Here is an 8,981-nt window from a genome sequence, read left to right as displayed (position 1 = left end):
ATAACAGAGGCGAATGGACGGTATTTTTATTTTCGTTCCAGGATGAACTTCATATAAGAGCTTGTAATGCTCGCTCCGCTAAAAGTTGCAAGGTCGGCTTCGCCGACTGGTGCAACTTTTTTTAGCTTCACTCGCAAACAAGCTCTAATATTTGTCCATAGTCACTTCAATAAAAATACCGTCCATTCGCCTCCCCCTTCCATTCTATACCCGATAGATAAGTTTAATGTGTTCTTTACCAATACCAATTCATCCCTATATGTCAGGAAAGATGTTGCTTTAGGTGAAAAAGTGAAAAGTTTGTAACTAGTTGAAATATAGGGAATTTTTAATCAGTATTGGGACAACTTTTCTATTATTTGGCGTAGCCCCAAGAATTCTATACTAGATTAAAGTTCCAGTAGAGAATTTACGAAATTTGTGTTAGTAGCAAATTTGCGACTATGAAGCTACGTTAAGTAGCAAAATTGCAACTAAGTGATGGAAGTTCAAGGCCATAATCAGTTAATTTAGTAGGAGTTTATAGTTAATGTTAGTTTGGCATCTAACTTGCTTCAATAAGTTCATGAATAAAAAGGTGGCTTTCTCAGTATGGAATGACAGAATCGCTCCTTTATTTGATGTGTCTAAGAATTTTTTGGTTGTGGAATATGATGAAAAAGACATTGTGGATGAATATGTGGAATATATAAGGTCAAATGAATTTTTTGAGAGGATAAAAGATGTTCTATCGCTTAATTTAGATGTGTTAGTGTGTGGCGGTATATCTAGACAATATTTTGAAGTACTCACATCAAATGGAATTACGGTTATTCCTTTTATTTCTGGTTGTGTTGAAAGAGTGAAACAAGCCTATTTTTTGGGCAAATTAAATGAAAAAACTTTTATTATGCCAGGTTGTTTTAAGTCCAGGCATAGAATTTTAAGGAGGTGGAATATGCCAGGTCAAGGAGGAGGAAGAGGTCAAGGAGGAGGCAGAGGTCAAGGGGGCGGTAGACAAGGTATGGGTGGAATGGGTGGAGGCAGGATGCGAGGAACTGTAGATGGGATGTGTATCTGCCCAAAATGTGGACATAAAGAAGAGCATTTTAGGGGACAACCTTGTTTTGAGAGGTTGTGCCCTAATTGTAAAATACCCCTAAGAAGGGAATAAAAAATCAAAAAGGAGGTGATGGTTATGCCAGGAGGAGATAGGACTGGACCAATGGGCGCAGGCCCACGCACAGGTAGAGGACTTGGGTATTGTTCTGGAAATTCCCAGCCTGGATGGGTGTATGGCCCAGGAAGAGGAATGGGATTTGGTAGAGGTAGAGGATGGGGCAGAGGATTTTGGGGTAGAGGAAGAAGGTGCTGGTATGGACCTTATTATCCTGCTCCCTATTCTGTTCCCTATGATGAAGAGACTGAAAAAAGGACATTGGAAGCAGAGGCGAATTTTCTCAAAAACAGGCTTAAGGAATTAGAACAGAGGCTGGCTGAACTCACACAAAAGTAGCTAACTTTCGTGTAGTGGTGGGAGTTTGTGAAAGTGATGTGTTACTTTAAATGTTAGGCAGAAGCGAATAATAATCGCTTCTGCCTATAAAGGGAGGAAATATGAAAATAGCAATAACAACTACAGGGGATGATTTAAATAGTGAAATAGATCCAAGATTTGGCAGAGCAAGAAAATTTTTGATATATGATACAGAGACAAAAGAGTATAAGGTAATAGACAATTCTCAGAATTTGAATTTGCCCCAAGGTGCAGGACTTCAATCTGCACAAAATGTGGCTTCAGAAGGAGCAAAGGCAGTAATAACTGGTCACATAGGCCCAAAGGCCTTTAATGTGCTCACATCAGCTAAGATTTCAGTATATTTGACCAATCTTAAAACAGTAAAAGAGGCAATTGAAGCATATACAGCAGGAAAGCTTGAGCCTGCCAAATCATTTGATAAAGAGGGGCATTGGATATGAAAATATGTGTTGCCTCAGGTAAAGGCGGAACAGGTAAGACCACAGTTGCAGTTAATCTTGCCACTGCCATTGATGAGGAAGTGGTTTTGTTAGATTGTGACGTAGAGGAACCTAATGCAAACCTTTTTTTAAAGGGTGATTTTGTTGATAGAGAAATTTCATATGTGAAAGTTCCAAAGGTAGATGAGTCCCTTTGTGATGGATGTCGAAAATGTACAGAAATATGTGAATTTAAAGCCATCATTGTTATAGAAAAGGTTCCTATGCTTTTTTATGATTTGTGTCATAGCTGTGGTGCATGTTATCATATTTGTCCTCAAAAGGCGATCAGCGAAGTGGATAGAAGGATTGGTGAAATTAACCATTATGAAAAAAATAATGTCCAATTGTATGAAGGTAGATTAGATATTGGAGTTGCCATGGCACCTCCAATTATTAAGGGGTTAAAAAAACATATTGAGGACGATAAAATCTGTATTTTGGACGCACCTCCAGGAACTTCATGCCCAACTATTGAAACATTAAAAGATTGTGATGTGGCTATTTTAGTTACCGAACCAACTCCCTTTGGTTTAAATGACCTTATCTTGGCCATTGAAGTTACAAGACAATTAAATATCCCTTTTGGGGTAGTAATAAATCGGTCAGATATGGGAGATGATAGGGTACACAACTATTTAAAACAGGAAAATATCCCAATTTTAATGGAGATAAAACACGATATTGAAATTGCCAGATTATATTCTAAAGGTAAGGTTATTGTGGAGGAACTTCCTGAGTACAAGGATATGTTTTTAAAATTAAAAGATAGAGCTTTTGAGCTTTCAAAAGAAGGTATAGTGGCGTAATTTTAAAGTTGGATGAAGAAAAGGTGAAGAGTTATGGAACCAAAAGAAATTGTCATCATCAGTGGAAAGGGAGGAACTGGGAAGACGTCAATTACAGGTGCATTTGCTGCCCTTTTTAAAAACCTAGTGCTGGCAGATTGTGATGTAGATGCTGCAGATTTACATCTAATTGTAAAACCTGAGGTTCTACAAAAAGAAGATTTTTATAGTGGTCATGAACCAAAATGGATTGAGGAAAAATGTGTTTTTTGTGGAACATGTGAAGAAATGTGCCGTTTTGATGCTATTTCCATTGATGGACAAAAATTTAATTTAGATCTAAATTCCTGTGAGGGGTGTGGAGTCTGTGTTCATTTTTGCCCTGAAGAGGCTTTTTTGTTTGAAGATAGGTGGTGTGGACACTGGATGGTATCAAAAACTAAATATGGTCCAATGGTGCACGCAAAACTTGGAATTGGTGCTGAAAATTCAGGAAAGCTCGTTTCATTTGTCAGACAAAAGGCCCGGGAAATAGCTATTTCTCAAAATATTGACAAAATCTTAATAGATGGCCCACCTGGGATTGGATGTCCTGTTATAGCCTCTGTAACAGGTACCCATTTTGTGGTAATCATTACTGAGCCAACTGTTTCAGGTATCCATGATATGGAAAGGGTTGTGTCATTGACTAAACATTTTAATATCCCCGCTGGGGTTATTGTAAATAAATGGGATTTAAATGAAGATATTACCCAAAAAATAGAAGAAAAATGTATTAATGATGGACTTGCCTTTTTGGGAAAATTGCCATACGACCCTGTTTTTACTAAGGCCCAGATTAATGAGAGTAATATAATAGATTACAGCCAAACCAAGGTCAAAAATGAATTCGTAAATATATTTAATAACCTAGTGAAAACAATAAATTAATTAAGGAGGATTCTATATGAGAATAGCTGTACCAGTAGCAGGTGGAAGACTTTGTATGCATTTTGGGCATTGTGAACAATTTGCTTTAATTGATGTAGATCCAGAAACAAAGACTATTACTGGGAAACAAATGGTCACACCACCCGTACATCAACCTGGAATCCTTCCACCATGGATAAAGGAACAGGGAGTCAACCTGGTCATAGCAGGGGGTATGGGAGCAAGGGCAATTGATTTATTTAATCAAATGGGCGTTCAGGTATTAGTAGGTGCTCCGTCTGATGAACCTGAAAAAATAGTTGAGGCATATCTTAATGGAACGCTTGAAACAGGTCAAAATGTGTGCGATCATTAATTGATCTCTATGGCTACAGGGCATTGAAAGCCTTTAGGTAATGTCATTATTGAGTTAAGGGTTAAAGGGTTGAGGAATTAGGGTTAGAGGGTTACAAACCCAACAAACCCAATAAATCGATACCCTTTAGCCCTTGGTCTCACCCTAAAAAGTAAGTCTGAGTGAGTTGGCCCAATGTATGTATTCAGAAAAAATCTCAGAGTACTTTTTTATGGCAAATTGGAATTCTTCTTTTTGTAAGAAGATTACATCAAGATCAGTTATTTTTATATTTCTACTTGTGACAGAATAAACAGATATAAATTCCCTTTTTTCTTTCCAGAGTTGGTTTCGAATCAATGCCTTGACGGGACATTTGATGTAATCCAATTTTAGCAGATTTTTTTCAGCTAATTCCTCTTCGGATATATTTATTGGGACGTGAACATTTACAGGAAAGTCCCAGATATTTTTTTTATTTTGATGCTTATTTTTTTTTAAACAGAGCCCTTTATCCCTATCATACAAAAGTAAGATCAATTTTTTGTGTAAAAGATTTTGCTCATGCACCAAACCTTCCTTTATTGCACCAATTATTTTTGCCTGCGAATCAACTATTTGAATAAGCATGGTATTTTATCCGTGATTTTAACTCATTCAACTTTTGGTTAAAACCGATTGTTGTTAGATTTTATTAAAAATTAAACTACAATAATATTAGATAATTAGCCTAAACAAACCCAGGCCCATTAAATATCTTGAATATACTCTGTTTTTGGACTAATAAAATACCCTTATGTCAAATGGGATAAAAAAAATACTGGTAGTGCCAAAACAAAATCATCCTGATGCTGATCTCCTTGCAAAAGACATAAGTCAGTGGTTAGAGGCAAACTATTTTAATGTCCATATAATGGCTATTTCTAAATTGATCTCAAAACCAGCACCACATGAAAATTGGGATCTTGTTGTTGTATTAGGAGGAGATGGGACATTACTTTATGTTGCAAGGTCTCTTTTGACAAGAAAAATTCCATTTTTAGGGATAAATTTTGGAAAAGTAGGGTTTTTGGCAGAAATATCCCCTGATGAGTGGAAAGAGGTTTTATCCGAAATTTTGATCCGACAAAAATTTATAAGCTCAAAGAGGATAGCATTAAAATATGAAGTGGTGAGGCATGGTAAAATTTTTACTTCAGGCTGTTCTATAAATGATGTGGTTATTTCAAGAGATGGTCTGGCAAGGCTATTAGAGCTGAATTTGAAGTTTTCAGATTCTGGAGCGAATTTTAAGTTTCGAGCAGATGGTGTGATAGTATCCACACCTAATGGTTCCACTGGATACTGTGCAGCTGCTGGGGGGAGTTTAATTTTTCCAGAACTAAATGTTATGGAGATTTGTCCTGTGTGTCCGTTTTTGACTGGGCTTAGGCCCATTGTGGTATCTGATAAAGAGGTCATTTCTATTGAAATTGGAAGTACACAACAGGGTGTATCTCTTACAATTGATGGACAAGAAGGTTTTTTTCTGTCTCCAAAAGATATAGTTAAAATATCCAAGCATGAGTATGAGGTAGAGTTTTTATTACCCCAAAATAGTTCTTACATTAAGAAGTTAATATCCAAAGGCTACATTTGAAAAATATGAAAAAGGTATGTGTGATATTGATTTTTTGTTTTTTGAGCCTGTGGGGGTGTCATCCAAAAATTTCTGAAAAAAAAATTAGTTATAAAAAGGTCTCTGAGCTTGAAAAAAGAAAAATAGTGAGGGCTCTTGATCTTAGGAAACAGGGATTAACTTCGTGGGAAAGTTTACAATACCCCCTCAAACAAACACTTAAATATCTTCGGAAAAGAAAATCTAATAAAATATATTTGTCTGATATTGTAATATCAAAGGAAAAACTCATCCAAAGTGTTGAACACTTGCTAGATGTTTTACCTCTCTTAGACAAAGACCCTTCTGTACTTGTACGAGATTTTGATTTTTATGAGCTCACTCCCAAGACATTTTTTACTGGATATTTTGAGATGGATGTTGAGGCGTCTTTTGAAAAAAATGAAGTTTATAAATATCCCATATATGGGGTGCCCTGTGATTTAAAAAAAGCTGATCTTGGCAAATTTCATCCAAGATGGGAAGGTCAGACATTAATTTACAGGTTAAAAAAAGACTCAATTGCCCCATACTATACAAGGGAAGAGATTGATAGACACGGAGCAATTTTGAATAAGGCTCAAGTCATTGCCTGGGCTAAAAGTCCTGTTGATGTGTTTTTTTTACAAATTCAGGGCTCAGGGAGATTGATTTTACCAGACGGAACATTTAAATATATTGGCTATGCAGGAAAAAATGGAAGACAATATGTATCTTTAGGTAAATATATGATTGATAATGGATTGATTGAACCTGAAAATGCAACTTTGGATGGAATAATTAATTATTTGAACTCACATCCAGAGCTTTTGCCCGATATCCTCTTTGTAAATCCCAGTTACGTGTTTTTTAGACTATTGAAAAATGGTCCAGTAGGTGCCATTGGAGTAAAATTGACACCAAGGGCATCATTGGCAACTGATCCTAAAATAATTCCCCTTGGTGCTGTAGGGATTTATGAAGTTGCTTTGCCTGATAGGGATAAGCAAAAGCCAGTTAAGGGAATATTTATGGCACAGGATGTTGGAGGGGCAATAACAAATAATCATGTTGATCTTTTTTTGGGTTTTGGGGTAAATGCTAGAAAAATTGCAGGTTCTATGTCACAATATGGAAAGATTTATTTGCTTATTAAAAAAGATTAGGGAAAATAAATATAAAAGTAGATAAGTAAACCATTTCACCAGAGTTTTATTGATTACAGGAGGAATTATGTCACAATATGAAGCGGTTATTGGACTTGAGGTTCATGCTCAGTTAAAGACCAAATCCAAGCTATTTTGCAGTTGTCCAACTACCTTTGGCGAGCCACCTAACCAAAATACATGCCCTGTTTGTGCTGCAATGCCAGGTGCTTTGCCTGTGGTTAATAAAAAAGCAGTCGAATATGCAACAAAAATGGCCATAGCTGTGAATTGCAAAATAAATAAAAATTCTGTCTTTGCCAGAAAAAATTATTTTTATCCAGATCTTCCTAAAGGATATCAGATATCCCAGTATGAACAGCCCCTTGCAGTTGATGGATACGTGGATATTAGAACCGATGATGGGACAAAAAGGGTGCGCATAGTGAGAATACACATGGAAGATGATGCAGGAAAATCCATACACATCCCAGGTGAAAATAAAACCCTGATTGATTTAAATAGAACAGGCGTTCCCTTAATAGAAATAGTATCTGCTCCAGATATAAATAGCCCTGAGGAAGCTGTTTTGTATTTAAAGGAACTTCGCTCTATTTTAGTCTATTTAGATATATGTGATGGCAATATGCAGGAGGGTAGTTTTAGATGCGATGCCAATGTCTCTATTAGACCTAAAGGCGAAAAGACCTTGGGGACAAGGACTGAGCTAAAAAATATGAATTCATTTAGACATGTTCAAAAGGCCCTGGAATATGAGATAAGACGTCAAATAGACCTTGTAGAAGATGGAGAAAAAGTGATTCAAGAAACAAGGCTATATGACGAGTCAAAGGGGATTACAAGGTCCATGCGAGGTAAAGAAGAAGCTCATGACTACAGATATTTTCCGGACCCAGACCTTGTGGTGGTTATGATTTCTGACAATGATTTAGATAACTGGAAAAAGGAAATACCAGAGCTGCCTTCAGAAAAATTAGACAGGTTTGTTGAGGAGTATGGATTATCCAAAATAGAGGCAGATTTAATAGTATCAGATAAATACCTTGCAGATTATTTTGAGGAAGTGGTAAAATTATATAAAAATCCAAAGGAAGTCTATAACTGGTTCCAGACAGATCTTTTACGGGAACTCAATGAAAAAAAATTGAGTCCAAAAGATATTCCCTTATCTCCAGAGAATTTTGCTGGGCTCTTAAAACTGGTTAAGGACGGAAAAATAAGTCTAAAAATAGCAAAGGATATATACCCTGAAATCTTTATAGAAAACTTAAATCCAGGGAAATATATAGAAGAAAAAGGCCTTGTCCAGATATCTGACGATTCTGAGTTAGAAAAAATAGTGGATGAAGTACTTTCAGAAAATCCAAAGGAAGTTGAAGCATACAAAAAAGGGAAAAAGAAGCTCATGAGCTTTTTCATGGGACAGGTAATGAGAAAAACCAGGGGTAAGGCCAATCCAAAGGTGGTATCAGAGTTATTTGCAAAAAAATTGAATAATTAATATTAAGGATAATTATTATGAGACGTCATATAAAATTTTCAGAAGAAGAAAATGTCCTTATATTACTGGATCAGCGCTACTTGCCAACAAAAGAAGAGTGGTTTGTATGCAAAAATTTAAGAGAAGTTATATTTGCAATAAAAAATATGGTAATTAGGGGTGCCCCTGCTATAGGTGTTGTGGCTGCGTATGGTTGTTATTTAGGTACATTGAATTTAGATCCAGATGACCCTGAATGGAGAGAATTTCTAAAAAAGAAGTTAATGGAATTAGAGGAGGCGAGGCCAACTGCTGTAAATCTTAGATATGTTGTTCAGGTGATGAGAGATATCTGGGAGAAGGATGAAGATATTGGATTAGATGAGCTTAGATGGATGTGGTTAAAAAAGGCAAAAGAGATCCACAATGAAGATATCATCAATAATAAGGCCATTGGAAAGTATGGTCTTGAGTTGATTAAGGACAAAAAATATATCATGACCCACTGCAATGCCGGCGGACTTGCAACTGGTGGGTATGGTACAGCCCTGGGCGTTATTAGGGCAGCTAAATCTGCGAATTTAGATATAGAAGTTATAGCAAATGAGACCAGGCCATTTTTGCAAGGTGCACGTCTAACAGCCTATGA

The 8,981-nt window shown here is 36.4% G+C and carries 10 protein-coding genes and 1 pseudogene; 10 read left to right on the top strand and 1 reads right to left on the bottom strand.

Annotation, left to right across the window (positions count from 1 at the left end; genetic code table 11):
- Positions 1 to 529 precede the first annotated feature (529 nt).
- The 6 genes from ACY2V1_RS02720 (at position 530) to ACY2V1_RS02695 (ending at position 4,071) form a co-directional block, all read left to right on the top strand.
- Entirely contained in the window at positions 530 to 1,153 is a 624-nt protein-coding gene (locus ACY2V1_RS02720; protein WP_461833262.1) for a NifB/NifX family molybdenum-iron cluster-binding protein, read from the top strand.
- 24 nt (positions 1,154 to 1,177) lie between these two features.
- Positions 1,178 to 1,495, top strand: coding sequence for a DUF5320 domain-containing protein (locus ACY2V1_RS02715; RefSeq protein WP_461833261.1), 318 nt, complete (start codon positions 1,178 to 1,180; stop codon positions 1,493 to 1,495).
- 101 nt (positions 1,496 to 1,596) lie between these two features.
- A complete protein-coding gene (locus tag ACY2V1_RS02710) occupies positions 1,597 to 1,959 on the top strand; it encodes a NifB/NifX family molybdenum-iron cluster-binding protein (RefSeq protein ID WP_461833260.1) in 363 nt (120 codons plus the stop codon).
- Entirely contained in the window at positions 1,956 to 2,807 is an 852-nt protein-coding gene (locus ACY2V1_RS02705) for a nucleotide-binding protein (RefSeq protein ID WP_461833259.1), read from the top strand. The genes ACY2V1_RS02710 and ACY2V1_RS02705 overlap by 4 nt, the downstream gene beginning before the upstream one ends.
- Positions 2,808 to 2,840: 33 nt before the next feature.
- The gene (locus ACY2V1_RS02700; protein WP_461833258.1) at positions 2,841 to 3,716 is read left to right on the top strand and encodes an ATP-binding protein; all 876 of its coding nucleotides are present in this window, start codon (positions 2,841 to 2,843) and stop codon (positions 3,714 to 3,716) included.
- A gap of 16 nt (positions 3,717 to 3,732) precedes the next feature.
- Positions 3,733 to 4,071 carry a NifB/NifX family molybdenum-iron cluster-binding protein gene (locus tag ACY2V1_RS02695; protein WP_461833257.1) on the top strand — a complete coding sequence of 113 codons (339 nt, stop codon included), beginning with the start codon at positions 3,733 to 3,735 and terminating at the stop codon, positions 4,069 to 4,071.
- Positions 4,072 to 4,215: 144 nt separating this feature from the next.
- Here ACY2V1_RS02695 and ACY2V1_RS02690 read toward each other — a convergent pair whose 3' ends face one another.
- Entirely contained in the window at positions 4,216 to 4,680 is a 465-nt protein-coding gene (locus ACY2V1_RS02690; protein WP_461833256.1) for a hypothetical protein, read from the bottom strand.
- Between the two features lie 166 nt (positions 4,681 to 4,846).
- On the opposite strand from ACY2V1_RS02690, the gene ACY2V1_RS02685 reads away from it, so the two are divergent.
- The 4 genes and pseudogenes from ACY2V1_RS02685 to mtnA form a co-directional block, all read left to right on the top strand.
- The gene (locus ACY2V1_RS02685) at positions 4,847 to 5,689 is read left to right on the top strand and encodes an NAD(+)/NADH kinase (protein ID WP_461833255.1); all 843 of its coding nucleotides are present in this window, start codon (positions 4,847 to 4,849) and stop codon (positions 5,687 to 5,689) included.
- 5 nt (positions 5,690 to 5,694) lie between these two features.
- Positions 5,695 to 6,852 (top strand): murein transglycosylase A, encoded by a 1,158-nt coding sequence (mltA, locus tag ACY2V1_RS02680; protein WP_461833254.1) that lies wholly within the window; start codon positions 5,695 to 5,697, stop codon positions 6,850 to 6,852.
- Between the two features lie 67 nt (positions 6,853 to 6,919).
- The gene (gene gatB / locus ACY2V1_RS02675) at positions 6,920 to 8,353 is read left to right on the top strand and encodes an Asp-tRNA(Asn)/Glu-tRNA(Gln) amidotransferase subunit GatB (protein WP_461833253.1); all 1,434 of its coding nucleotides are present in this window, start codon (positions 6,920 to 6,922) and stop codon (positions 8,351 to 8,353) included.
- 17 nt (positions 8,354 to 8,370) lie between these two features.
- Positions 8,371 to 8,981, top strand: a pseudogene (gene mtnA, locus ACY2V1_RS02670) (S-methyl-5-thioribose-1-phosphate isomerase); the annotation flags it as partial.

This window comes from Desulfothermus sp., from assembly GCF_053993635.1.
Note: the sequence above shows the minus strand (reverse complement) of the source record. Positions and strands in the feature narration are given on the sequence as shown.

Excerpts from the sequence above, each read along its gene's own strand:
- ACY2V1_RS02720 (WP_461833262.1), top strand. The coding sequence starts at position 530 with ATGTTAGTTTGGCATCTAACTTGCTTCAATAAGTTCATGAATAAAAAG.
- ACY2V1_RS02710 (WP_461833260.1), top strand. The coding sequence starts at position 1,597 with ATGAAAATAGCAATAACAACTACAGGGGATGATTTAAATAGTGAAATA.
- ACY2V1_RS02695 (WP_461833257.1), top strand. The coding sequence starts at position 3,733 with ATGAGAATAGCTGTACCAGTAGCAGGTGGAAGACTTTGTATGCATTTT.
- gatB (WP_461833253.1), top strand. The coding sequence starts at position 6,920 with ATGTCACAATATGAAGCGGTTATTGGACTTGAGGTTCATGCTCAGTTA.
- ACY2V1_RS02715 (WP_461833261.1), top strand. The coding sequence starts at position 1,178 with ATGCCAGGAGGAGATAGGACTGGACCAATGGGCGCAGGCCCACGCACA.
- mltA (WP_461833254.1), top strand. The coding sequence starts at position 5,695 with ATGAAAAAGGTATGTGTGATATTGATTTTTTGTTTTTTGAGCCTGTGG.
- ACY2V1_RS02700 (WP_461833258.1), top strand. The coding sequence starts at position 2,841 with ATGGAACCAAAAGAAATTGTCATCATCAGTGGAAAGGGAGGAACTGGG.
- ACY2V1_RS02690 (WP_461833256.1), bottom strand. The coding sequence starts at position 4,680 with ATGCTTATTCAAATAGTTGATTCGCAGGCAAAAATAATTGGTGCAATA.
- ACY2V1_RS02685 (WP_461833255.1), top strand. The coding sequence starts at position 4,847 with ATGTCAAATGGGATAAAAAAAATACTGGTAGTGCCAAAACAAAATCAT.
- ACY2V1_RS02705 (WP_461833259.1), top strand. The coding sequence starts at position 1,956 with ATGAAAATATGTGTTGCCTCAGGTAAAGGCGGAACAGGTAAGACCACA.